The sequence below is a fragment of the Nocardia sp. CA-151230 genome, assembly GCF_050942175.1.
Classification (GTDB): Bacteria; Actinomycetota; Actinomycetes; order Mycobacteriales; family Mycobacteriaceae; genus Nocardia.
The window spans coordinates 797,424-820,899 of the sequence record NZ_CP192061.1 but is presented as its reverse complement, the minus strand read 5'-3'; the positions used below and the strand labels follow the sequence as shown (position 1 = coordinate 820,899).

Sequence of the window (23,476 nt, the reverse complement as noted above, 5' to 3'; positions counted from 1 at the left end):
TTGTCCCGCACCGGTTTTCGCGGAGGTAGGTCACATCGGGTACACCGGGTGCTTGCGGGGGTTGAACTCCGGCTTGACCGGCTTCTTGTCGCGGAGCAGGTGGAGGGCCTGGCGGATTTCCAGGCGGGTGCGGGACGGTTCGATGACGGCGTCGATATAGCCGCGTTCGGCGGCGACCCAGGGGGTGGCGACCGTCTCGTTGTACTGGTTGATCATGAATTCGCGGGCTGCGGCGCGATGTTCCTCCGGCATCGCGGCCAGTTGGCGCTTACCGAGGAGGTCGACCGCGCTTTCGGCGCCGATCACCGCGATACGGGCTGTGGGCCAGGCGAAACTGACGTCCGCGCCGACCTGCCGGGCGGCCATCATGCCGTATGCGCCGCCATAGGACTTGCGCACCACCAGGTTGATGATCGGCACCGTCGCCTCGATGATGGCGCGCGGGACACGGCCGCCGCGGATGATGACGCCGTTGGCCTCCTCCGCGAGGCCCGGCAGCACGCCGGGAGTGTCGGCGACGAACACGAGCGGGATGTTGAAGGCGTCGCAGAGCCGGATGAAGTACGTCGACTTGTCCGAGCAGGCGGCGTCGATCGAACCGCCCAGCACCAGTGGCTGATTCGCGATCACGCCGACCGGATAGCCGTCGACGCGGGCGAAGCCGGTGATCAGGTTCGGCGCGAACGCGGCGCGAATCTCGTGGAACTCGCCATCGTCGAAGAGGCGCAGCAGGATCTCGTGCATGTCGTAACCGGCACGATCGGAGTCCGGGATGATCGTGTCGAGCTCCCGATCACTGGCCGTGATCTCCGGCTCCAGGCCGGGATTCACGATCGGCGGCTGCTCGAGGCAGCTCGTCGGCATGAAGCTCAGGTAGTTGCGGGCCCACTCGTAGGCTTCCTGCTCGGTCTCGGCCACGTGATGCAGGGTGCCGCGTTCGGCCTGTACCTTCGCGCCGCCGAGCTCTTCGGCGGTGACGTCCTCACCGTTGACGGCCTTGATCACCTCCGGCCCGGTGACGAACATGTACGAGTCCTTGGTGCCGATGAGCACATCGGTATTGATCGGCCCGTACACCGAGCCCGCGGCGCACTTGCCGAGAATGATCGACACCTGCGGCACATAGCCGGACAGCTTCTCCAGCACCCGGGAGATATCACCGAACGAAGCGATCGAACCCACCGCGTCCTGGATCCGCGCGCCGCCCGAATCGTTGATCGTCACCACCGGGCACGCGTTGTCGAACGCGAATTTCAGTGCCCGCATGAACTTCTGGGCGGACGTGACCCCGACCGACCCGCCGTACACGGTCTGATCGTGGGAGATCACCACCACCGGACGCCCCCCGATCAGCCCGCGACCGGTGACCAGCCCGTCACCGTAGAGCGCGTCCAGTTGACCGGGCTGGCGAGCCAGCGCGCCGGTCTCGATGAACGTCCCGCGGTCGAGCAGCATCTCCACCCGCTGCCGAACGCTCGGAATGCCTTTCGACGCCCGCTTGGCGATGCCGGCCTCACCCGCCGGTTCCGCGGCCATCTCCAGGATCTTGGCCAGTTCATCGAGCTTCGCCCGCGTACCGATCACGCTTGTTGCCACCTTCCCAAACAAACCGTTGTGCCCCGCGCACGGTAAGCGCTGCCGAGGCAGTACGGGTCACTGAAGCAGATAAACGTGATGAATCACAGTCCCGGCCGGCGGCCGTCAGCAGAACGGGATGCCCACGGAGCCATCGAGGCTGGTGTGGAAGAGGATGCAGACCAGATGGTTGGCTGCGGAGTAGGACCCGCTGGACGAGCCGGTGGCGGTGGTGTCCACGGGCTGGACCTGAGTCGACGCCGGCGCGTCAGCCCGGGCGGAGGCGGCCAGCCCGGCAGCGGGTGCGAGGAGCGCCGCGAACACGGCGAACGCGGCGAAGGTCTTCTTCGAATTCATCTGCGGCTCCATCTTTCTCGATCTCGGCGGGAGCAAGTATCGACCCGGGCCGCCACCACCGACAGCCCCAACAGTTGGGGTCGCCGATGATGGGGTCGAGGTAGGTGAAGCAAGAGCCATCCGGCCGACGCCCTGCCGGCTCCGTCCGGCGGCCGACAATCCTCGCCCACCCCTCGTGAACAGGCAGAACACCGTGTCAGAGGGCGTATCAGGTCGGTGTCAGGCCGGTATCAGGCCGGGTCGCGACAGTAGTCCACATGAACAGCACAGCAATCGCGGCCTCGGGGCTGCGGAAGGCTTACGGGGACAAGACGATCCTCGACGGCATTGATCTGAACATCGGTGCGGGAACGATCTTCTCGTTGCTCGGGCCGAACGGCGCGGGCAAGACCACGACGGTGAACGTGCTGACCACACTGCTGAAGGCGGACGGCGGGACGGCCCGGGTCGCCGGGCACGACATCGCCACCGAGACCAAGGCGGTGCGGGCGGCCATCGGGGTGACCGGTCAGTTCGCCGCGGTGGACGACCTGCTGACCGGCGAAGAGAACCTCCAGCTGATGGCCGATCTGCACCGGCTGCGAGGCGCGGCCCGCAAGCAGGTGGTCGACACACTGCTGGAGCGCTTCGACCTCACCGAATCCGCGCGTAAGCAGGCGGCCACCTACTCCGGCGGCATGCGCCGCAAGCTGGACCTGGCGATGACGCTGGTCACCAAGCCGGACATCGTCTTCCTCGACGAGCCGACCACCGGACTGGACCCGCGCAGCCGGCGCACCATGTGGGAGATCGTGCGGGAGTTGACCTCCGACGGCGTGACCATCTTCCTCACCACCCAGTACCTCGAGGAGGCCGACCAGCTGGCCGACCGGATCGCGGTCCTCGACGGGGGTCGCATCGTCGCCGAAGGCACCCCGGACGACCTCAAGCGCCGCGTCCCCGGCAGCTACCTCCAGCTGCGGTTCACCCACCTCACCGAACTGGAAGCAGCCGCGCGGATCCTGCCCGCCGCGACCATGGACCGCGAGGCGCTGACCCTGCAGGTGCCCGGCAACGGCGGCACCAAAACCCTTCGGGCCCTGCTGGATCGGCTGGCCGATCACTCGGTCGAGGCCGCGGAGATCTCCATCCACACCCCTGATCTCGATGACGTTTTCCTTGCCCTGACCGGGCATGCCACCACGGAGGCCGACGCACAATGAGCACCATCGTTTCCACCGACAGCACCCCGAACCGCACCGTCGCGGCCGGCGCCCTGGCAGCGTCGCTGGGCGACTCGGCGATCATGTTGCGCCGCAACTTCAAACACATCGCCCGGAACCCGGTCGCGATCTTCAACGCCGCGCTGATGCCGGTGGTGATGCTGCTGATCTTCGTCTACGTGTTCGGCAGCGCCTTCAATGTCGGCGAGCACTACATCAACTACGCGACACCGGGCATGATCCTGCTGGCCATCAGCTACGGGCTCTCCGGCACCGCGGTCGCGGTGAGCTCGGACATGGCCAAGGGCGTCATCAACCGCTTCAAGGTCATGGACGTTTCCCGCGGCGCCGTGCTGACCGGGCACGTGGTGGCCACCATGCTCACCAATGTGGTCGCCATCGCGGCCGTGCTGGGAGTGGCGTTCGCCCTGGGCTTCCGGCCGCCGGCCACCGCGCTGGACTGGCTGGGCGCGCTCGGCATCGTCCTGGCCACCTCGTTCGGCGCGTCCTGGCTGACCGTCGCGCTGGGCATGGCCGCCAAGACCCCGGAGTCCGCGGGCATGTCCGTGGTGCCGCTGATCATGCTGCCCTTCGTGAGCAGCGCGATCGTCCCGGCCGACCAGATGGGCCAGGGCGTGCGGCAGTTCGCGCAGTACCAGCCCTTCACCCCGATCATCGAGTCCCTGCGCGGGTTCCTCACCGGGCACCCGTCGGGCGGCTACACCGCCGCGGCGCTCGCCTGGTGCGCCGGGTTCGCGATCGTCGGATATCTGTGGTCCCGTGCCACTTTCACGAAGCGAGCGTGATCTCGGCCAGTTCATGCCAGACCGCCCGCGCTCCCTCCCCCGTCGCCTCGGTGAACTTCACGTCACCGAGGCGACTTCGCGTTGTCCGCTCGATCCGGGCCGCATCCGGGTGGGAATGATCGGATACGCCACGCACCGCGGTACTGGCCGCGAGCAGCCGCACCGCCTGCTCGTCCTGCTCCGCCCGCAGCGCCAGATCCGCGAGACCGACCAGCACCTTGGCCAGCAGGGGCGCGTGCCCCGCCGCCGACGCCACCCGGAAGGCCACGGCCCGATGGTCCCGGGCCTCGTCGAGACCGTCCGCCAGATAGCCGAGCAGATCGTGGATCACCGCACTCATGAACGGCTGCTCCGATTCCCCCGCCAGCAGGGTCGTCGCGAGGCCGATCTGCCGGTGCGCCTCTTCGGGATCCGCGCTCCAGCGCGCCAATTCCGCTCGGGCCAGGGCCATTTCGGCCAGTGCGATCGGCCAGCCGGTCTGATCCGCGTACCGCTGGGCCTCGGCCATGGCGGCCGCGCTCGCCGCCGCCTCGCCCAGCAGCCAGTACAGCTGCGCCTGCCGTGACCGCATCCGGACCAGGTCCTCGATCGCGCCGACCTCCGCGACCACCGCGATCGCCTGCTCGAGATACTCACACGCACTGGCGAATTCGCCGCGCAGGGCGAGGCTGTCGGCCAGCTCGGTCAGCGCGAACGAGATCCCCCAGCGCTCACCGACGGCCCGGAACTCCGCCAGCGCCAGCTCCAGCTGTTCGTCGGCCTCCGGCCCGCCCTGGCCGAGCACGGTCCGCAACTTGCCCAGTTGCAGCCGGGCCAGCGCGCGCACCCACGGATCGTCGTCGTCGAGCAGCGCCTCGAAGGCGGGCAGGAACTGATCCGGCCCCTGCAGCATGCGTTCCAGCGCGACCACGAACGCCAGCGTCGGATGACCGGTCCGGCCGGCGCCGGTCCGATCGCCGCCGGCCCGGTAGGCCTGGTGGATCCATTCCTCCACGTGGTGTTCGTCATTCGGGCCGGAGGTCATGAAATGCACGACGAGCCCGTACACCGTGGCCCGGGTCTCGTCGTCGGCTTCGCCGGGCGTCCGGGCGGCCGCGGTGACCAGCTCCATGCCCTCGGCCTTGTGCCCGCTGAGCCACCAGTACCAGCCGGCGGCCGCGGCCAGCCCCATGGCCGCGGTCGCGTCCTCCGCGGCGAGCGCGCCGCGCATGGCGGCCGCGATATTGTCGTGCTCGGGTTCGAGGACGGCGAGCCATTCCAGCTGTTCGGCCCGGCGCAGATGCGGTTCCGCGGTCGCGGCCAGTCCGGTGAAGTACGCCAGATGCGCGCGCCGCGCCGCGTCCGCCTCCCCCGCCTCCGCGAGCCGGTCGCGGGCGTACTGCTTGATCGTCTCGAGCATCCGGTAGCGCGGCCCGTCGTCGCCCGCGGTGAGCAGCAGCGATTTCTCGGTCAGCGCGGTCAGCAGTTCGAGCACCTCCCACTGTTCGACCGCAGGCTGCCCCTCGGATTCGCCGCCGGCGCAGACCCGTTCGGCCGCCTCGAGGCTCGCGCCGCCGGCGAACACCGAAAGCCGCCGCAGCACAGCCTGTTCGGCCTCACTGAGCAGTTCCCAACTCCAGTCCACGACCGCCCGCAGGGTCCGGTGCTGCGGTTGCGCGGTCCGGCTGCCCCCGGTCAGCAGCCGGAACCGATCGTCGAGACGGGTGGCGAGTTGTTCCAGGGACATGGTGCGCAGGCGGGCCGCGGCCAGTTCGATCGCCAGCGGGATCCCGTCGAGCGCACGGCACACGCGGGCCATGGTCGCCAGGGTGCGGGCATCGGCGCCGAGGTCCTGGCGCACCGCGCCGGCGCGGTCGCGCAAAAGCTGGACGGCCGGGGAGGATTCGATCGCGCCGGGGTCCGCGTCCGCGGCGGGCAGCGCCAAAGGCTCGACCTGCCAGAGCGCTTCACCGGTGATGCCGAGCGGTTCGCGGCTGGTGGCGAGAATGCGCAACCGCTGGCACTCCCCGAGCAGACGGTGGGCGAACGCCGCCGAGGACTCGATCACGTGCTCGCAGTTGTCCAGGATCAGCAGCATGTCGCGCTCCCGGATGGCCGCGATCAAACGGTCCATGGGTTCCGCACTCGACCCGCCGCCCAGCAGCGCGTCCCGCAGCCCGAGCGCGGCCAGTGCCGCCTGTGCGAGGTCACCGCCCGCGCTAGAGGAGGACAGCTCCACCAGCCACGCGCCGTCCGGCAGCCCGTCGAGCAGGGCCTGCCCGGTCTCCGTGGCCAGCCTGGTCTTTCCCGAACCGCCCGGTCCGGTCACCGTGGTGAGCCGATGGCGGGCGACGAGGGCGCTCACCGCGGCGACGTCGGCCTGCTTGCCGACGTATCGGGTCAGCTCGGCGCGCAGGTTGGTCCGGCGGTCGTCCTCCCGACCGCCCACCTCCCCGCGCAGCAAGGCGACGTGCAGGGCGGACAACTCCGGCGCGGGATTCACACCCAGCTCGTCGGCGAGGGCCTCCCGGACTCGCTGGTACACGACCAGCGCCTCGGCGCCCCGGCCCGCGGCGGCGAGCGCGCGCATCAGCGACGCGGCGAGCCGTTCGCGCACCGGGTGCTGGGCCACCAGATCATTCAGTTCGGTGACCAGTTCCGCGCCCCGGCCGAGCCGGAGTTCCGCGTCGTACCGATCCTCGAGCGCACCGAGGTGCAGTCCCTCGAGCCGGGCGATCACCGCGTCGAGGGCCGCGCCGTCCTGTGCACCGATATCCCGCATGGGCGCGCCGCGCCACAGTGCGAGGGCCTCGCGCAGCAGTTCGGCCTGGTGGACGTCATCGCCGCCGCGGGCCTGGTCGAGAAGCTGTTCGAACCGCACGGCGTCGATGTCGCCGGGCGCCACCGTCAGCCGGTAGCCGCCCGCCTGCACGTCGATCGACCCGTCCGGCAGAACCCGCCGCAATCGGGAAACCAAGGCCTGCAAGGCATTCGCCGCATCGGACGGTGGCTCCTCGCCCCAAATCCAGTCGACCAGCCGCCCTTTCGAGACCGCCCGGCCGGGTTCCAGCGCGAGCGCGATCAGCAGCGACCGCAACCGGGCGCCCGGTACCTCCAGCAATCCGCCGTCGTCTGCTCGGATTTCGAGCGGCCCAAGCATTCCGATCTGCACCTGGACCATTCTGCCGTGCGCTGTCCAGCCGGGCCGAACACGTGTCAGCGGACGTGTCAGTCCGGCGTCAGGCCGCTGTCAGCCGGGCTCGCGAAAGTAGTCACATCAGCAGCACAGACCCTCGAAGGAGAAACACCATGACCGCGTTCCAGACCCCCGAAGCCATCACCGTCGCCGTCGAGGTGGCCGCCGGAAACGTCACCGTCATCGCCTCGAACCGCACCGACACCGTCGTCGAGATCCGCCCGGCCGACGCGTCCAAGAAGGAGGATGTGCGCGCCGCCGAGCAGATCCGCGCCGAGTTCGCCGCGGGCACCCTGACCGTGCAGGCCCCCAAGGGCTGGCGGAAGTTCTCCCCGCTCGCGGGCCGCGGGTCGGTCGAGGTCACCATCGAGGTGCCCGCCGGCTCCCGCCTGACCGGCTCGCTCGGCATGGGCAACCTGCTGGGCGCGGGCCCGCTCGGCGAATGCGAGCTGGAGGTCTCCGCCGGTGACATCACCGTCGAGCGGCCGCTCGGCTCGGTCACCGCGAAGGTCGCGAAGGGCGACATCCGCATCGTCGAGGCCGCCCGCGGCGTGATCGACGTGGAGACCTCCACCGGCGACCTGTCGGTCGGCATCCACCCGGGCAGCGCCGCCCGCATGGAAACCAACGCACAGAAGGGCACCATCCAGAACCAGCTGTACCCCGTCAGCCGGCCGCAGGACATCGTCGAGGTCCACGCCCGGAACTCCTACGGCAACATCACCATCGGGCACACCACCGCCGCCTGACGAGCATGGTTGTCGACACCCTGCTTCAGGGCCGCCCACCCGGCAGCCCTGGAGCAGTGGAACCGTCAGCGATCGCGATCGACCAGGGCCAGCGTGACTTCCGTGGCGGTGTCGGCGAGGCCGTCGCGGGAGACTTCGAGGCGGCCGTCGATCCAATCCAGATAGAGCGCCACCAGCGCGCCGCTCAGGGCGGTGGTGGTGAGCGCGAGGGCCTGCTCGTCGGCAGGCAGCAGGGCCTGGGTTTCCGGGCCGAGCGCGGCGGCGAGGGCGCGGACGAAAGCCGATGCGCGCTGGGCGGAATGGCGGCGCAGCGCGTCGTCGGCGAGCGGTTCGCGCAGCAGGACGCGGGCACGGCGCGGGTCCTGCTCGAAGTAGTCGGCGCAGATCTCCAGGGCCGCGCGCACCGTCGCGGCCGGCCCGGCGTCAGCGGGCAGGTTTCGCATCCTGGACCGCAGCTCGTCGTCGACACGGTCGTACACGGTGGTCACCAATTGCTCACGGCTGTCGAAGCTTTCGTAGAAATAGCGGGGGCTCAGATTGGCCAGCCGGGTGACCGCGCGCATGGTGACCGCCGCCGCCCCGGCCGTGCCCAGCAGTTCGAACGCGACCTCCAGCAGCTGCTCGCGACGGTCGACGGACCGGTCCCGCAGGGTCTGTCCTCGCCACAGCTTGGGTGCGTTCATGGCCTCATCGTCGCATCAGGGGTTCCGGGAAACCGTTGACAGCCCGTCCTTGAACTTGAATCATACGATTCAACAAGAATCACATGATTCCAGTTCACGGAGAGGTGCGTCGTGTTCGACGAGGAAGAGTTCCGGCAAGCCCTGCGCCGCAATCGGCTCTCGGGCCCGGTTCCCGATGTGCTGCAAGCCAATCGGGCGGTTCCGATCCGAGTGGTGCCCGAATCCGAACTCCGAGCCGGCACCCAGGCGTGGTTCGGCGAGTTCGAGCGCAAGCTGGAGTTCTACGGCAAGCTCGGCCTCGACCTGTCCTGGCTGCTGGTGTGGGCCAAGAAGTACTGGTGGAGCTTCCTCACTCGGGACATGAGCCACAACCACGAGCTCTACGCCTCCGACGTGCGCTATACCGATGTCACGACCTTCGGCCGCACCATCGTCGGCATCGACGACTTCGTCACCTACAACTTCGCCTTCTTCGACGCCATCCCCGATTGGCGCTACGACCCGATCCCCGGGCAGGCCTACATCGACGTCACCCCCGAGGGCACCGTGCGCACCGTCATCCGCTACCTCGGCAGCGGCCACTGGCGCGGCCCGCTGCGCCTGTACCCCTACGACCGCACCGCCCCCGCCCTGCACGGCGACGGCCGCTTCATCCAGTGCCCGGCGGTCGACCGCTACCACTTCACTGCCGCCGGCCTCATGGCGGAGGGCGAAACCCTCTACGACGCTTTCGATGTCACCCAGCGCGCCGGCATCCTGCCCCGCGACGACAGCCGGGCCTTCCGCGCCCTGCTCGCCGCCACCAAACTCCCGGCCCTGCTCGGACGGCTCCGGCCCGCCTGAATCGGGGCCGGGTGTTCGCAGCACCGAGCGGGCCGGGACGCCCGCAGGCGCGGCGGTATCGTGGCGATCGTGGATCGTGGTGTCGCCGAGGTTGGCTTGTCCGATGCGGGCCGGGTGCGGGAGTGGCTCGCGGAAGCGGAGCGGAATCCGGCGGGCCTGCCGGACGCGGGATACATCGCGCTGCTGCACGCGGACGGCTCCGAGCTGGAGCGGTTGTGCGAGCTGGCCGATGCGCTCCGGCAGCGGACGGTCGGCGACGGCCTCACCTATGTCGTGAATCGGAATCTGGATACCGCAGTGGTCTCCGGCTCCGCGGCGCGGGAGCGACTGGCCGCGCTGGTGTCCGAGGCGCACGCGCTGGGCGCCACCGAGATCTGCATGCAGGGCCCGCTGCCCGCCGACAGCGATGACGACTATCTGGCGCTGATCGCCGCCATCACCGAGACCGCGCCCCTGCACCTGCACGCCTTCCGCCCGGAGGAACTGCTCGACGGCGCCGCACGCCGCGCGATGCCCTTGGACGACTTTCTGGCGCGGGCCAAGGATTCCGGCCTCGGATCGGTTCCCGGCACCGGTGCGCGCATCCTCGACGACGATGTCCGCGCCCGCTTGAAGGGCAGCCCGGACCTGCCCGTGAGCCGCTGGACGGAGGTGATCGAGACCGCCCACCGCGCGGGCCTGACCTCCACCTCGACCATGGTCTACGGGCATGTGGAGACCCCCGCGCAGCAGGTGGCCCACCTGCGGCTGCTCGCCGATATCCAGGACCGCACCGGTGGCTTCACCGAATTCATCGCCATGCCCATGGTTCCCGTGACCGCGGCGTCCGGCTTCCTCGATCCCGTTGTGCCCGAAGCGCTCCGGCGGCAGACGCGGGCGGTGCACGCCGTCGCGCGGCTGCTCCTGCACGGGCGCATCGACAATATTCAGGCCGCATGGCCCCGGCTGGGGCTGGCGGTGGCGGTCGAGCTGCTGCGCGGCGGCGCGAACGATCTCGGCGGCCTGCTGCTCGACGGCCGGCTCGCGCCGGAGTCCGGTCCGGAGGCCGGGCTCAGCCTCACCGTCACCGATGTCGATCGGATCGCCGCGGAGCTGGGCCGCTCGCTGCGCCGCCGCACCACCGGGTACGGCCATGCCTGAAAGCACGGATCCGGCCACCGCCGAAGGACATTCGAGCCCCGAACGGGTCGACGTCCTGATCGTCGGCGCGGGTTTCGCCGGTATCGGCATGGGTATTCAGCTCGCCCGCCGGGGCCGGGACTCCTTCGTCATCATCGAGCAGGCCGACGATGTGGGCGGCACCTGGCGCGACAATCGCTATCCGGGCGTGGCCTGCGATATCCCCGCCCACCTGTATTCCTTTTCGTTCCGGCCGAATCCGCGATGGTCGCGAGTTTTCGCCGAGGGCGCGGAGATCCACGCCTACCTGCGGTCGTGCGTCCAGCAGGAGGAGCTGGAACCGTATCTGCGGCTGAATTGCGCGCTGGAACAGGCGGAGTGGGTCGAGGCCGAGGCGCGCTGGTTCGTCCGGACCTCCCGCGGCGACTTCTCGGCCGCCACCCTGATCATCGCCACCGGACGGCTGACCGAACCCAAGATCCCGCCGATCGCGAACCTGGAGAATTTCGGTGGCCGCCACTGGCATTCGGCACGCTGGAATCCGAAGGTATCCCTGGTCGGCAAGCGGGTCGGCCTGGTGGGCACCGGCGCGTCCGCGGTCCAGATCCTGCCGCGGCTCGCGGGCGAGGCCAGCGAGGTCGTGGTCTTCCAGCGTTCGGCGCCCTATGTGCTGCCGCGCGGGGATCGCTTCTACACCCCCGACGAGCTGTCGAGCTTCGCCGCCGATCCACGGACCATCACCGACCTACGCGACGAGCTGTTCGCCGAGGCCGAGCTCAGCATCGCCGCCCGGCGCCGCCGCCACCCGGAGATCGATCTGCTGCACCAGCGCGCCACGGACCATCTGGCGGCCCAGGTCCGCGATCCACGCCTGCGGCAGCGGCTGACGCCCGACTACGAAATCGGCTGCAAGCGAATCCTTTTCTCCGACGACTACTACGCGGCCCTGCAGCGGGACACCGTCCACCTGGAACCGACCGAGCTGACCCGCATCGACGACGGCCTGGCCATCGCCGCGAGCGGGCACACCCACGATCTCGAGATCCTGGTCTTCGCCACCGGTTTCAACGCCACCCGGCCGTCGATCGCCAAGCACATCCGGGGCCGCACCTCGCTGCTGTCCGAGCGCTGGAGCAACGGCATGGTCGCGCACGCGTCGACCACCGTGGACGGCTTCCCCAATATGTATGTGCTGGACGGGCCGAACGCGGCGCTGGGCCACAACTCCGCGATCTACGTGATCGAGACCCAGATCGACTACGTGCTCAGCGCGCTCGACCATCTCGCCTCCAGCGCGGACACCGTCCTGGAGGTCACGCCCGAGGCGGTCCGCTCCTCCATGCTCGATATCGAGGAGCGCGCCCGCGACACGGTGTGGACCCAGGGCCGCTGCACGAGCTGGTACCGCGACGAACAGACCGGTCGCGTCACACTGCTCTGGCCGGACTCAGCAGTCTCGTTCCGCCAGAGCAACGGCGCCTTCGACATTTCCGCCTATCGCTGACCCCGGCCGCTCACGCGTCGGCCATCTCGGCAGACGGCAGATCCACAGCGTTTCGGCCGAGACCGAACCGGTCCGGCGGCCTAGGCTGAGGGCATGACGCCGCTGCAGCGCTATATCGCAGAGGAAATCGCCACCGATCACGCGGAGGGCCTGCTCAGCCGACGGGAAGCGCTACGGCGGCTGGGGCTGCTCGGCATGGGGACACCGGCGGCCGTCGCGCTGCTGGCGGCCTGCGCCGACTCGGGTAAGCAGTCCTCCCCCACGACCGCCGCCACGAGCTCGTCCGCGACCCCGCCGGCCGCACCGCCCGGCACCGCGACGGCCCTGCAGCCCACCGCCATCACCTTCGCCGGACCCGAGGGCCGCACCCTGCAGGCCGCGTGGGCCGAGGCGTCCCAGCCCATGGGCGGCGTGCTCGTCATCCACGAGAACCGCGGCCTGACCGACCACATCCGTTCGGTGACAGGGCGTTTCGCGGGTGTCGGGTATTCGGCGCTCGCGGTGGATCTGCTCTCCGAGGAGGGCGGCACCGCCACCTTCACCGATCAGGCGGCCGCCACCGCCGCGCTCGGCAAGATCCCCCAGGACCGATTCGTCGCCGATCTGCGCGCGGGCCTGGCCGAGCTGCAGCGCCGCGTGCCCGGAAAGAAGCTGGGCGCCACCGGTTTCTGCTTCGGTGGCGGCCTGACCTGGCTGCTGCTCACCTCGGGCACCCCCGAACTCGCGGCCGCCACCCCCTTCTACGGCCCGTTCCCCGACGGCGGCGAGGTCACCGGATCCAAGGCCGCGGTACTGGCCGTCTACGGCGCGCTGGACAGCCGGGTCGACGCCTCCCGCTCGGCCGCCGAGGCGGCCCTGGACAAGGCGGGGCTCCCGCACGAGAGCTTCGTGGCCGACAATGCCGACCACGCCTTCTTCAACGACACCGGCCCCCGTTACCAGCCCACCGCCGCCGCCGAGGCCTGGCGCCGGGTGCTCGACTGGTACGGCCGCTACCTGGCCTGACCCCGCCGGTCACGCCGACCCGGCCGCCTCGCTACGGCCCGGGCGGGCGCTGATGGTTCCATGGGCTCGTGGAATTGCGTCAGTTGCGGTACTTCGTGACCGTCGCCGAGGAGTTGCACTTCGGGCGAGCGGCCGAGCGCCTGCACATCGCGCAGCCCGCGGTGAGCCAGCAGGTGCGCCGGCTGGAACGGGACCTGGGCGTGCAATTGCTGGACCGGTCGCCGCGGCGGGTGCGGCTGACCGAGGCCGGGTTGCGCTTCCTGCCCGCGGCGCGGGGTGTGCTGGCCGCGGCCGACCAGGCCCGGGCCAGCGTGGCCGGTCTGGCGGGCGGCCGCGCGGAGGTGTTCCGGCTGGGCACGGTGACCGGACTGGGCGAGCGCCTGGACGCGGTCCTGGATGCCTTCGCCGAGCAGGCGCCGCAGGTACAGGTCGAGCTGGTGGCACTGCCGGTGCGGGATCGGCTGGCCCGGGTGGCGGACGGCGGTCTGGACGCCGCCTTCGTACGCTCGCCGGAACCCGGTGAGAGCCCGGAACTGGACTTCCTGCCCGCCTGGGACGATCCGCTGGTAGCGGCCCTGCCCGCCAAACATGCACTGGCAACCCAGGATTCGGTCCGGCTGGCGGACCTGGCCACGGTGCCGCTGCGGCTGACCGAACGGCGCAACCATCCGGCGCTGGTGGATCTGGTGCTGAACGCATGTGTGCGCGCCGGATTCGAGCCGGTGCCCGCGCCCACCTCCACCACCCTGCAGGACACCCTGGCCGCCATCGGCGCGGGCTCGCCCATGTGGACGGTGGTCTACGAATCGAATGCGCGGCAGGTGCACAATGCCCGGGTCGCCTTCCGCCCCTTCGCCGATGCGGGCCTGACCCTGCCCATCGCGCTGGCGGTGCGGGCGGATGCGGCCTCGCCGAATCTGCGCCTGCTGGGCGCTCTGCTCGCGGGCGCGTAGGGATCTCGCGGGCGCACAGGCGATAAGGCTCGCTTATCGCTGCGCGCACGACCTGCTCATTGGTCGAGGCATGGATTTCCGGTGAACTGTTCCCAGGCCGCCGAACGGATCGGAGATCGGAACCCCAGTTTCCGAGATGGCCGGTATCCCAGCAGTTTTCGCGAAGGAGAACAGTCATGCCCATCGTCACCGTGCAGCAGGGCCCGCGCACCGTCGAGCTGAAGCGGGACCTGGTCCGCCGTATCACCGACGCCTTCGTGGACGCCTATCAGATTCCGGCCGAGGCCGTACAGGTGTGGATCCACGAGACGCCCGCCGACAGCTGGGGCACGGCCGGTCGACTGACGGCCGACGGCAAGTAGTCGGTACACCGGCGGGTCGCCGGGGGAGCCGAAACCAGCTGTGACGCACCCGAACCGACCCGCCGGTACCGTTAGATGTCGGACCCGTGACAACCCGGCATCGACTGCGCATGGTCCCAGGTAGGCCCCCGTTCCAGTGATACAACGGCAGTATGACGGAGGATGTCGGCAGCGCGGCCGTACCGACAGCGGCGGGGCGCTCGGTGGAATTCTGGGGCTATTGCATGTGGGGCCTCGCGGGACTGGCGATCGCCACCTCGGAGCTGGCGTCGGTCTTCGGACTGGCGAGTTGGCCGACCATCTCGAACACCATCGGGCATCTGGAGACTCAGCACTCGTTCGTGCGGCTCATCGTCGTGTCGGTGATCGTGCTGCTGGCGTATTACGCTGTCCCACAACTGGCCACCGCGCCCGAGCCCACCCCGCAGATGGTCGCCGGGCGCACCCTCACCGTGAACGGCCGTGTCACCAACCCGTATTCGCCGATCACCCTGCTGGGCGCGGGGTACCTGCTGGCCGCGGCGGGCACCTTCGTCTTCGGCGTCCTGTTCGCCGCCGCCGACCGGGGTATGCACGCGCAGTCGTACCTGGGCGCGTACGTCCTCTACGGACTGATCGCCCTGATGTGGGTCATCGTGCCCAGCATTCTGGCCATGTTCTTCAGCCGGGATGTCCCGTTCCCCACCCTGTTTCGCACCATCGGCTACCTGGAGCGCCGCGCCCACCCGGTCGCCGGCATCCTGCTGGCCGCACTCGTGGTGCTACTCATCCACCTGGCCTTCTACCCCTGGCCGCGGGTCCAGAACTGAGCAGGCGGCAACGCGGAACCCGTTGCCCCCGAGCTATTTACGTCCGCGTAGCAGCAGAAACGCGGCGTAGGCCGCGCCGGAGATGCCGATCACCACGACCACACCGATGGTTGTCAGGATTGCGTCCACCCTTGTGATTCTAGGCTTTTCGACGATCGGACGGGGCGCTGTCGGCTTTGCACGGTGCGTCCGCCGGCGAATCGTCAGCGCGTCGGCCACCGACTCCAGCTGTGTCGTGGTCTCGATGTGCGTGCGCGACCACCAGCGATGTGGGGCGCCCGCGGTGCGGTAATAGGGGAACTGATCCCACGCGGGCCCGGCGTGCCGCGAGTGCCCGATCCCCGGAACAGGCGTATGCAGGAGTCATGGGTCGTCATCCGCAGCGGACGCCGTTCTATGGGGCGCTGATGCTGGTCGGGGTCATGCTCACCGGGCTGTGGGTCCGGGACTGGCCCTGGCCGGGGCTGCGGGCGGCCGGGTTCGTCGCTTTGTTCGTGATCGCGTTCGCCGGGTTCCTCATGACGTTCCGCGACCTCTCATGACGAGGCCGGAGCTTTCTCCGGGCAAACCACCCGAATCGGACGTGTCACAAACATTGCATACATAGCGATTCATGCATATGGTGTTCGTCGGGCACTACCGAAGGAGGGTTATGGGCGGGCACGAGCATTCACACGGGCATGACCACGCCGGACATTCACACGGCGCGACCGCCGACAGCGACAAGCGCTGGCTGGCCGGCGCGCTCGCGGTCATCGTGGCGTTCCTGCTCGGTGAGGTCGTGGTCGGCCTGGTCGCCAGCTCGCTCGCACTGCTCTCCGACGCCGCCCACATGCTCACCGACGCGGCCTCGATCGTGCTGGCGCTGTGGGCCATCCGGCTGGCGGCCCGGCCCGCCGCGGGCCGCATGACCTACGGCTGGAAGCGCGCCGAGATCCTCTCCGCCCAGGCCAATGGCCTGACCCTGCTGGGCCTGGCGGCCTGGCTCACCTACGAGGCCATCCGCCGCCTGATCAACCCGCCCGAGGTGACCGGTGGCCTGGTGCTGGCCACCGCGCTGGTCGGCATCGTGGTGAACGTGCTGGCCGGTTGGATGATCAGCCGCGCCAACCGGACCAGTCTCAATGTCGAGGGCGCCTATCAGCACATCCTCAACGACCTGTTCGCCTTCATCGCCACCGCGGTCGCCGGTCTGATCATCATGCTCACCGGCTTCGCCCGCGCCGACGGCATCGCCACCCTGATCGTGGTGGTGCTCATGGTGAAGGCCGGCGTCAGCCTGGTCCGCGCCTCGGGCCGCATCTTCCTCGAGGCCGCGCCCGCCTACCTCGACCCGATCGAGATCGGCCGGGAGATGGCCGAGGTGGACTGCGTCATCGAGGTGCACGACCTGCACATCTGGGAGATCACCTCCGGTACCCCGTCACTGTCGGCGCACATCCTGGTCGGGCCGGGCACCGACAGCCAGGCGGTGCGCGCCGCGGTCGCCGGCATGCTCTCCGACAAGCACCACATCGATCACAGCGTGCTCCAGGTCGACTACACCGACCACGAGGAATGCCCGGACACCGAGCACGACCACGTCCCGCACTGCCAGGACGCGCACGGCCCGGTGCACCGCAAATCCATTGCCACGAACTGAGAGTCGACTGCTGGTTCAGGCGTGAACGGAGTGCAGCCCGGCGAGCCGGGCCAGCGCCGCCGCGGCCGGTGACTCCGGCGCCGCGGTGTACACGACCAGCAGCTGATCGGGATCGCCCGGCAGCGCGAGGGTTTCGTAGCCGAGGTCCAGCCGCCCCACCTCGGCATGCTGAATCAGCTTGGCGCCGCGCGTCTTCTCCTTGATCGGATGCGCGGCCCACAGCCGCCGGAAGACCGCGCTGCGGGCGGAGAGTTCCCCGACCAGCGCCGCCACCCGCGGATCGTCGGGATGCAGTCCCGCATCGCGCCGCAGGAACGCGACGGTCTCGCCGGCCACCGTCTCCCAGTCGGGATAGAAGGTGGACGCGGCGGGATCCAGGAACAGGTAGCGCGCCTGGTTCCGCTCCGCGGCGGGTATGCGGGAGAAGCCGGATACCAAGTCGCCCAGGGCATTCCAAGCCAGCACATCCATGCGCCGCCCCAGCACGAAGGCGGGCGCGGTGAGGGCGTCGAGCACCAGCCGGACACCGGGGTGGACGGCGTCGCTGTAGACGCTGGACACGGTGGTCGGATGCGCGTCGACGGTGCCGCCCGGCCGGGCCAGCGCGTACAGGTGCAGTCGCTCCGGATCACTCAGCCGCAGGGCGCGGGCGACCGCGTCGAGCACGGCATCCGAAACATGTTTGCCGCGGCCCTGTTCCAGGCGGATGTAGTAGTCGACGCTGACCCCGGCCAGCTGCGCCACCTCCTCGCGGCGCAGACCGGGGACCCGGCGGCGGCCGTATTCGCGCAGCCCCGCGTCCGCGGGCTGGATACGGGAGCGGCGCGAGCGCAGGAAGTCACCGAGATCGTTCTGCATGGGGTCCAGCGTATGAACCCAGCGCCGTCGCGGTCGTGCAGCGGTCTGTTCCGGGGGTACGGTCGGAGCATGTCCGGGCAGCACGGCGGCTCGTTCGGGACCTATCGTCTCGAACGCTTGCTGGGGAGTGGCGGCATGGGCGAGGTATGGCTGGCGCGCGACCGTACCGGCAGCACCGTAGCCGTGAAGGTGCTGTCTGCCGCGAACTCGGCAGATCAGGGCTATCGGCGTCGCTTCGAGCGAGAGGCTCGGTTGGGGGCTCAGCTGCGCCACCCGCATATCGTCCCCATTCGCGCCTTCGGTGAAATCGACGGGCACCTGTTCCTGGAGATGGCCTACATCGAAGGCATCGACCTGGCCGCGCGCCTGCGGTCGGGCACCATGGCTCCGGCTCGGGCCGTGGAGGTCATCGCCCAGGCGGCCGAGGCGCTGGATGCCGCACACGCGGCGGGACTTGTCCATCGGGATGTCAAGCCGGGCAATATCCTCGAGCACACCACCGGTTTCGTGTACCTGATCGACTTCGGTATCGCCCGCGCCGCCGACAGCACCGCACTCACAGCCACCGGTCTGGTGGTGGGCACGTTGGAATATATGGCACCGGAGCGGTTCACCGGCACGCTCGACGCGCGCTCCGATATCTATTCACTGGCCTGTGTACTCTACGAGGCCCTCACCCGGCATCCGCCCTTCAGCGGCACCCCGGCACAGCAGATGCACGCGCATCTGATGTCCGAACCACCGCACGCCTCGCAGGCTGTCCCTGCTGTCCCGACCGCGCTCGACGATGTCATCGCCCGCGGCATGGCCAAGAACCCGGACAATCGCTACGCAAGCGCGGGAGAATTCGCCGCTGCCGCGCGAGCCGCCCTGGACCTGCCTGCACCGGCACGACCGCCCCCGCCGATCCTGGACGCGGCAGCCCCCGGCCCCAGCCCGCCGACCCCCGTCACAACTGCCACCGGCCCGGCGGCGACTCGCCCAGTGACGCACGAGTCCTACGCATCCTCACCTGCCCCTGCCGCACATTCCGATCCACGACGAAATCCTCTGGGACCCAGATGGATATCGGCGGCGGCCGGGATCGCGCTCATCGCTGCGGTGATTCTGTGGCTGTTTACCAGCGGCCTGGATACCGGGTCGGGCCCAGGTACGAGCATCCCGGCGCAGCCTTCTGTTTCGGCGACAACAGCGTCCGGTCCGCTGCCGTCCACGATCGGCGGTCAGCCCGCGGACCCGGCGCACACTGTGTACGACGGCAGTTTCGCCTTCACCGTGAGCGATGTGGTTTCCGGAGTTCTCATCACCGCCCCGGCGAACGCGAACCGCTCCTACACCATCGTGACACTGACGGTCACGAACATATCCGGACGTCAGCAACTGTTCACCATCGCCGCTCAGCGCCTGATCACCGTCGACGGCCGCTCGGTAGCCCCCGATGCAGCCGCCACAGCGAGGCTTCACCCGTACAACGGCGAGTTCTACCAGCTCGCTCCCGGCACCACCACCACGATTCCGCTGGCCTTCGAACTCCCCGACAAGGCGGGCAACAAGAAGGACGATATGGGCAAAAAGAACGACGATAGGAAAGACGTCGCTCCGAGCCATCTGATCCTGCACGGGGAGCCATCGTCACCCGGCGTGACAGTGCCGATCCGCTAGCCGACGCAGATCGTGAGCACGGCCCGATCCGGCGTGTGCTGCGAACCGATCCAATTCTGCTGGCGTGTACGGTCGTTCGCTGCTCGAGACCGTCCCGGTCCAGCGTACGAACCCATCCTGGTACCGGCAGACCCAGGAAAACCGCAACCCTCGTTGCCATCCGCGCGCGCTCGCAGGATGAATGCACACGCAGAAAGCGAAGGAGCATTCGACATGAGCTACGAGAACCTGTCCGGCCGCACCGCCGTCATCGCCGGAGCCGCCAGCGGCATGGGCGAGGCCACCGCATTGCTGCTGGCCCGCAACGGGGCCCGGGTGGCGCTGCTGGCGCGGCGCGCGGACCGGCTCGACACCCTGGCCGCCAAGATCGAAGCCGAGGGCGGGACCGCGCTGGCGGTGCCTGTGGACGTCACCGACTCGGCGAGCGTGACCGCCGCGGCGGATGCGGTGCACGCCGCGTTCGGCCCGGTCGATCTGGTGGTGAACTCGGCGGGCGTCATGCTGCCCAACCCGATCACCGACGGCCGCGAGGACGAGTGGACCCGCATGCTGGAGACCAATGTGGCCGGGCGGCTGCGCATGATCCGCGCCTTCCTGCCGGACCTGCTGGCCGCCGCGGACGCGGGCCGCACCGCCGACCTTGTCAATATCTCCTCGATCGGCGCGCACGTGGCCTTCCCCGGCTACGCGGTGTACGGGGCCACCCAGGCCGCCATCACCCAACTGTCGGCGACGCTGCGCACCGAACTCGGCGCGCGCAAGGTGCGCGTCACCAATATCGAGCCCGGCCTCACCGACACCGAACTCGGCAGCCACATCGACAATGCCGAGCTCAGCGGCGAGCTGGACGGCATGTTCGGGTTCATGGAGTCGCTGCGCGCGGACGATATCGCCGATCTGATCGCCTACACCGCCAGCCGTCCGGCGCACGTGAACCTGCGCCAGGTGGTCGTCCTGCCGACCCAGCAGGCGTGAGCGAACGGGGTACCGCCCGGCGAAATCGGCCGGGCGGCAGCCGCTTCCGTCAGGCCTGCGCGCCCGCCGTATTCAGCACGGTGGCGGTGCCGTAGCCGACGAGCTGTCCGATGGGCAGCGACCCGAGCCGGCCGTGGTGGTCCAGCTCGCCGTCACTGCGCCAGCAGCCCAGCTCCCCGGTGCGGTACATCCGATCGCCGGGCGCACCGTACGGGTCGGCGATCAGCCGGGTTCCGGTGAGCCCCGGCCGGTGATGGTAGCCGCGCGCCAATCCCGCACCGGCCACATAGATTTCGCCGACCACTCCCGGCGGCAGCCGATTCATCCCCTCGTCCAGCACATAGCAGCGGGCGCCGACCACCGGCCCGCCGATGGACACCGCGGCATGCGGCGCGACCGGGCTCAGCGGGCGGCTCATGGTGGCGCACAGGCCCGCCTCCGCCCAGCCGTAGCCGCTCACGAACGACCTTCCGGCCGACCAGATTCCGGTCAGCTTGGCCGGGCAGGGCGCACCCGCGGTGGCGAGCAGCCGCAGGTGCGGCAGCGGTTCCGCGCCGGGCAGGGTGGCCAGGATGTGCGGGGTGAGCACCGCATGGGTGACCCGGGCGTCCACCATGAGTTCGTACAGGTCCGCGCCCGCGTAGGGTCCGGCCGGGGCGAGCACCAGGGTGGCACCGGATGCCAAGGCCAGCAACAGTTCCCACACTGCGGCGTCGCGGCCCGGTACTGCGGCGGCCAGCACCCGCGCGTCCGGATCGGAGTCGCACCGTTGCGCCTGGGTCACCACCAGATCGGCGAGCCCGGCATGGGTGAGGGTCGCACCGCGCACGATGTCGCTCGGTTCGTGCGGATAGACGACACAGGCCGGATGCTGCAGGCGCAGCGGCCGTACCCGTTCCGCATCGGTGACCCGAGCGGTGATCGGGGCCGACCACACCCCCGCCCGTGCGGACGAAGCGGCGCCGAGCCGTTCCAGGGGCTCGATCGGGTCGATCAACAGCCAGTACCCGGCGGCCAAGTCGGGCAGCAGGTCCCGCCGGTGGGCGGCCGTAATCCCCGCGACCGCAGCCGAATCCGTGAGGATCGGGTTGACGCGGGTGATCGGCGCGTCCGGGTCGACCGCGAGGAACGCGGCCCCGGCGTGCGCCACCGCACACACCGCCACCACCCATTCCGGCGAGCGCGGCAGCGCCACCACCACCACGTCCTCGGGGCCGATGCCGGCATCGATCAGTTTGCGCGCCAAGGCATTCGAATGCTCAGCGAGCTCGCGGTAGGTGAGCGTGACGGTCCCGGAGACCACGGCAGCAGCCTCCGGATCGTAGGAGGCGGCCCGGGTGAGCAGCTGGGGTAGCGTCAGCGCGGCGGCCGTGCTGGTGTCGTTCCACCGTCGTAGCTGCCGTTGCCAATCGTAGGGCGAGTCGGTGGAGCTACCGGCGAATGTCGTTGCGGTATCGCAAACATCCGGGGAATCGGCAAGCATTGTCCCTCCCGAAGTCGAGACCTGCGGATCGCATCGGAGCGCGGCGGTTTCGCGCTCCGATTGCGGACAGTACCGCACCGGAGCAGCAAGTCCGCCGCTATTCGATTCGTGCCGCAGATGGACGAATGATCAGGCGACGGGCGGCGCCAGGACGGCGACCGTTCTTCCCGCTGTGATAAACAGATTCCGCAGCTCGCAACGAAAGGACGGCATGGGACAGCCCGCGGATTCGTCCGGAAATCCGGTCTCATCCGAAAAAGCCACGGACCGCGTGGAATTCGAGACCATGCTGCTCGGCCGCTACTCCATTGCCGCCCGCTACCGCCGCGACGGCACCCGCCTCGACCGCAGCGCCTACGTCCTGCTCAGCCGCCTCAGCGTCGAGGGACCCATGTCCATCGGCCAGCTCACCGAGGCCTTCGGCCTCGACACCTCGACCGTCAACCGGCAGTCCGCCGCGCTGCTGCGCGCCGGACTGGTCGACCGCATCCCCGACCCCGTCGGCGGCATCGCCCGCAAATTCCGCATCACCGACACGGGCGAACAGGCCCTGGAGTCCGAGCGGCAGGCCAATACCGATGGCCTCGACCGCGTCATGGTGAACTGGTCGGCCGTCGACGTCGCCGCCTTCGCGAGTTATCTCGAACGCTTCAACACCGATATCGAGCGCCTCGACGGGCGGCCCTGGCCTCGCCCCTGACGGATCGCCGGACTGCGCAGAGGGTGTGCCCCGACTTCAGGCGATGCGCACCGCGACCCGGCCCCGATTGCCGCGGGTCTCGATGAGCTCGAGTGCGGCATCCATCTCGTCGAGCGGAAAGATGGTGTGGCGCGGACGAATCAGCCCGCACGCCAGCAGGTTCCACAGTTCGACACGCCAATTCTCCAACAGATCGGCCCGGGTCCGGCTGAGCAGGCCCATCGAGAAGCCGCCGACGGTCTTCAGGTCACCGAGCAGGCTGCCCGCGTCGATACTTCCGCCGAAAGCACTGAAGGCGATCAGACGACCGTGTGGGCCGAGGATGTCGACGCAGCGCTGAGCCACGTCGCCACCGACGCCATCGAGGACGACGTCCACCCGCTCGGTCCAGGCGTCCGCGTAGGTGACGACCTCGTCCGCGCCACAGCCGCGCAGGAACTCGGCCTTGTCCAGGCTGCCGACGGCGGCGATCACCCGCACCGCACCCAGCGCCCGGGCCAGCTGGACGGCCAGATGCCCGACGCCGCTGGCCGCGCCGGTGACCAGCACCGACTCCCCCGCGACGAACCGCGCCGTCTGCAGCAGGCCCAGGGCGATGACGCCGCCCCGCACCAGCGTGAGCGCGTCGGCGGCATTCACCCCGGCGGGGATCTCGGACATCAATTGCGGTGCGGCGAGAGCATATTCGGCGTAGGCGCCCTCGAAGACCACGCCGCCGACCCGCTTGCCCACCCAGTCGGCGAGGTCCGGCCCGGCCGCCACCACCGTGCCGACGATCTCACCGCCGTCGGGGCCGCCGTCCCGCTGCAGCATGCGCACCAGCCCGAGATGGACGCCCGCCAGCTCGGTGCGCACCAGCAACTGGGCCGGGCCGGGCACGAGATCGGCGGCGGTGACGACGACGGGGCTGCGGCCGGAGAACTGAATCTTGCGCACTGGCAGTGCCTTTCGGTGAGACCCGACGCTGCGGCCAGGGTTTCTATGCTGGTTCTAAAATTAGTGTCGATCCAGTTT

General features: G+C 69.6%; 22 protein-coding genes. 15 read left to right on the top strand and 7 right to left on the bottom strand.

What is annotated here, in order from left to right; all coding sequences use genetic code 11:
- Nucleotides 1–30: 30 nt before the first annotated feature.
- Together ACQP1O_RS03710 and ACQP1O_RS03705 are read right to left on the bottom strand one after the other, a co-directional pair.
- Nucleotides 31–1,584, bottom strand: a complete 1,554-nt coding sequence (locus ACQP1O_RS03710; protein WP_433564501.1) for an acyl-CoA carboxylase subunit beta — start codon at nucleotides 1,582–1,584, stop codon at nucleotides 31–33.
- A gap of 117 nt (nucleotides 1,585–1,701) precedes the next feature.
- Nucleotides 1,702–1,932 carry a hypothetical protein gene (locus ACQP1O_RS03705; RefSeq protein ID WP_433564500.1) on the bottom strand — a complete coding sequence of 77 codons (231 nt, stop codon included), beginning with the start codon at nucleotides 1,930–1,932 and terminating at the stop codon, nucleotides 1,702–1,704.
- Nucleotides 1,933–2,189: 257 nt separating this feature from the next.
- On the opposite strand from ACQP1O_RS03705, the gene ACQP1O_RS03700 reads away from it, so the two are divergent.
- The gene (locus ACQP1O_RS03700; protein ID WP_433564499.1) at nucleotides 2,190–3,134 is read left to right on the top strand and encodes an ATP-binding cassette domain-containing protein; all 945 of its coding nucleotides are present in this window, start codon (nucleotides 2,190–2,192) and stop codon (nucleotides 3,132–3,134) included.
- Entirely contained in the window at nucleotides 3,131–3,940 is an 810-nt protein-coding gene (locus ACQP1O_RS03695; RefSeq protein WP_433564498.1) for an ABC transporter permease, read from the top strand. Before ACQP1O_RS03700 ends, ACQP1O_RS03695 begins: the two co-directional genes overlap by 4 nt.
- Here ACQP1O_RS03695 and ACQP1O_RS03690 read toward each other — a convergent pair.
- Nucleotides 3,924–7,100 (bottom strand): BTAD domain-containing putative transcriptional regulator, encoded by a 3,177-nt coding sequence (locus ACQP1O_RS03690; RefSeq protein WP_433564497.1) that lies wholly within the window; start codon nucleotides 7,098–7,100, stop codon nucleotides 3,924–3,926. The two genes, ACQP1O_RS03695 and ACQP1O_RS03690, sit on opposite strands and share 17 nt — an antisense overlap.
- A 128-nt stretch (nucleotides 7,101–7,228) precedes the next feature.
- Between ACQP1O_RS03690 and ACQP1O_RS03685 the strand changes: the two genes are divergently transcribed.
- Nucleotides 7,229–7,864, top strand: a complete 636-nt coding sequence (locus ACQP1O_RS03685; protein WP_433564496.1) for a DUF4097 family beta strand repeat-containing protein — start codon at nucleotides 7,229–7,231, stop codon at nucleotides 7,862–7,864.
- 65 nt (nucleotides 7,865–7,929) lie between these two features.
- On the opposite strand, the gene ACQP1O_RS03680 is transcribed toward ACQP1O_RS03685, so the two are convergent.
- Nucleotides 7,930–8,547 carry a TetR/AcrR family transcriptional regulator gene (locus tag ACQP1O_RS03680; RefSeq protein ID WP_433564495.1) on the bottom strand — a complete coding sequence of 206 codons (618 nt, stop codon included), beginning with the start codon at nucleotides 8,545–8,547 and terminating at the stop codon, nucleotides 7,930–7,932.
- Nucleotides 8,548–8,658: 111 nt separating this feature from the next.
- On the opposite strand from ACQP1O_RS03680, the gene ACQP1O_RS03675 reads away from it, so the two are divergent.
- The 9 genes from ACQP1O_RS03675 (at nucleotide 8,659) to ACQP1O_RS03635 (ending at nucleotide 16,784) form a co-directional block, all read left to right on the top strand.
- Nucleotides 8,659–9,390: a nuclear transport factor 2 family protein gene (locus tag ACQP1O_RS03675; RefSeq protein WP_433564494.1), complete on the top strand. Its 732-nt coding sequence runs from the start codon at nucleotides 8,659–8,661 to the stop codon at nucleotides 9,388–9,390.
- Nucleotides 9,391–9,459: 69 nt separating this feature from the next.
- Nucleotides 9,460–10,530 (top strand): FO synthase, encoded by a 1,071-nt coding sequence (locus ACQP1O_RS03670; protein WP_433564493.1) that lies wholly within the window; start codon nucleotides 9,460–9,462, stop codon nucleotides 10,528–10,530.
- Complete coding sequence (locus ACQP1O_RS03665; protein WP_433564492.1) at nucleotides 10,523–12,013, top strand: flavin-containing monooxygenase; 1,491 nt, start codon at nucleotides 10,523–10,525, stop codon at nucleotides 12,011–12,013. The genes ACQP1O_RS03670 and ACQP1O_RS03665 overlap by 8 nt, the downstream gene beginning before the upstream one ends.
- Before the next feature lie 93 nt (nucleotides 12,014–12,106).
- Nucleotides 12,107–13,018 (top strand): dienelactone hydrolase family protein, encoded by a 912-nt coding sequence (locus tag ACQP1O_RS03660; protein WP_433564491.1) that lies wholly within the window; start codon nucleotides 12,107–12,109, stop codon nucleotides 13,016–13,018.
- 68 nt (nucleotides 13,019–13,086) lie between these two features.
- A complete protein-coding gene (locus ACQP1O_RS03655; protein ID WP_433564490.1) occupies nucleotides 13,087–13,971 on the top strand; it encodes a LysR substrate-binding domain-containing protein in 885 nt (294 codons plus the stop codon).
- Between the two features lie 176 nt (nucleotides 13,972–14,147).
- A complete protein-coding gene (dmpI, locus tag ACQP1O_RS03650) occupies nucleotides 14,148–14,333 on the top strand; it encodes a 4-oxalocrotonate tautomerase DmpI (RefSeq protein ID WP_036545806.1) in 186 nt (61 codons plus the stop codon).
- A 152-nt stretch (nucleotides 14,334–14,485) separates the two neighbouring features.
- Entirely contained in the window at nucleotides 14,486–15,142 is a 657-nt protein-coding gene (locus ACQP1O_RS03645) for a hypothetical protein (RefSeq protein WP_433564489.1), read from the top strand.
- A gap of 365 nt (nucleotides 15,143–15,507) precedes the next feature.
- A complete protein-coding gene (locus ACQP1O_RS03640; protein WP_433564488.1) occupies nucleotides 15,508–15,684 on the top strand; it encodes a hypothetical protein in 177 nt (58 codons plus the stop codon).
- 110 nt (nucleotides 15,685–15,794) lie between these two features.
- Nucleotides 15,795–16,784 carry a cation diffusion facilitator family transporter gene (locus tag ACQP1O_RS03635; protein ID WP_433564487.1) on the top strand — a complete coding sequence of 330 codons (990 nt, stop codon included), beginning with the start codon at nucleotides 15,795–15,797 and terminating at the stop codon, nucleotides 16,782–16,784.
- 15 nt (nucleotides 16,785–16,799) lie between these two features.
- On the opposite strand, the gene ACQP1O_RS03630 is transcribed toward ACQP1O_RS03635, so the two are convergent.
- Complete coding sequence (locus ACQP1O_RS03630; RefSeq protein WP_433564486.1) at nucleotides 16,800–17,642, bottom strand: helix-turn-helix transcriptional regulator; 843 nt, start codon at nucleotides 17,640–17,642, stop codon at nucleotides 16,800–16,802.
- 69 nt (nucleotides 17,643–17,711) lie between these two features.
- Between ACQP1O_RS03630 and ACQP1O_RS03625 the strand changes: the two genes are divergently transcribed.
- Together ACQP1O_RS03625 and ACQP1O_RS03620 are read left to right on the top strand one after the other, a co-directional pair.
- Nucleotides 17,712–19,304, top strand: a complete 1,593-nt coding sequence (locus tag ACQP1O_RS03625; RefSeq protein WP_433564485.1) for a serine/threonine-protein kinase — start codon at nucleotides 17,712–17,714, stop codon at nucleotides 19,302–19,304.
- Nucleotides 19,305–19,517: 213 nt separating this feature from the next.
- The gene (locus ACQP1O_RS03620; protein WP_433564484.1) at nucleotides 19,518–20,279 is read left to right on the top strand and encodes an SDR family oxidoreductase; all 762 of its coding nucleotides are present in this window, start codon (nucleotides 19,518–19,520) and stop codon (nucleotides 20,277–20,279) included.
- 49 nt (nucleotides 20,280–20,328) lie between these two features.
- On the opposite strand, the gene ACQP1O_RS03615 is transcribed toward ACQP1O_RS03620, so the two are convergent.
- On the bottom strand, nucleotides 20,329–21,762 hold the full coding sequence (locus ACQP1O_RS03615) for an AMP-binding protein (protein WP_433564483.1): 1,434 nt from the start codon (nucleotides 21,760–21,762) through the stop codon (nucleotides 20,329–20,331).
- A gap of 211 nt (nucleotides 21,763–21,973) precedes the next feature.
- Between ACQP1O_RS03615 and ACQP1O_RS03610 the strand changes: the two genes are divergently transcribed.
- The gene (locus ACQP1O_RS03610) at nucleotides 21,974–22,462 is read left to right on the top strand and encodes a MarR family winged helix-turn-helix transcriptional regulator (RefSeq protein WP_433564482.1); all 489 of its coding nucleotides are present in this window, start codon (nucleotides 21,974–21,976) and stop codon (nucleotides 22,460–22,462) included.
- 36 nt (nucleotides 22,463–22,498) lie between these two features.
- Here ACQP1O_RS03610 and ACQP1O_RS03605 read toward each other — a convergent pair whose 3' ends face one another.
- A complete protein-coding gene (locus ACQP1O_RS03605) occupies nucleotides 22,499–23,398 on the bottom strand; it encodes a quinone oxidoreductase family protein (protein WP_433564481.1) in 900 nt (299 codons plus the stop codon).
- Nucleotides 23,399–23,476: the final 78 nt, after the last annotated feature.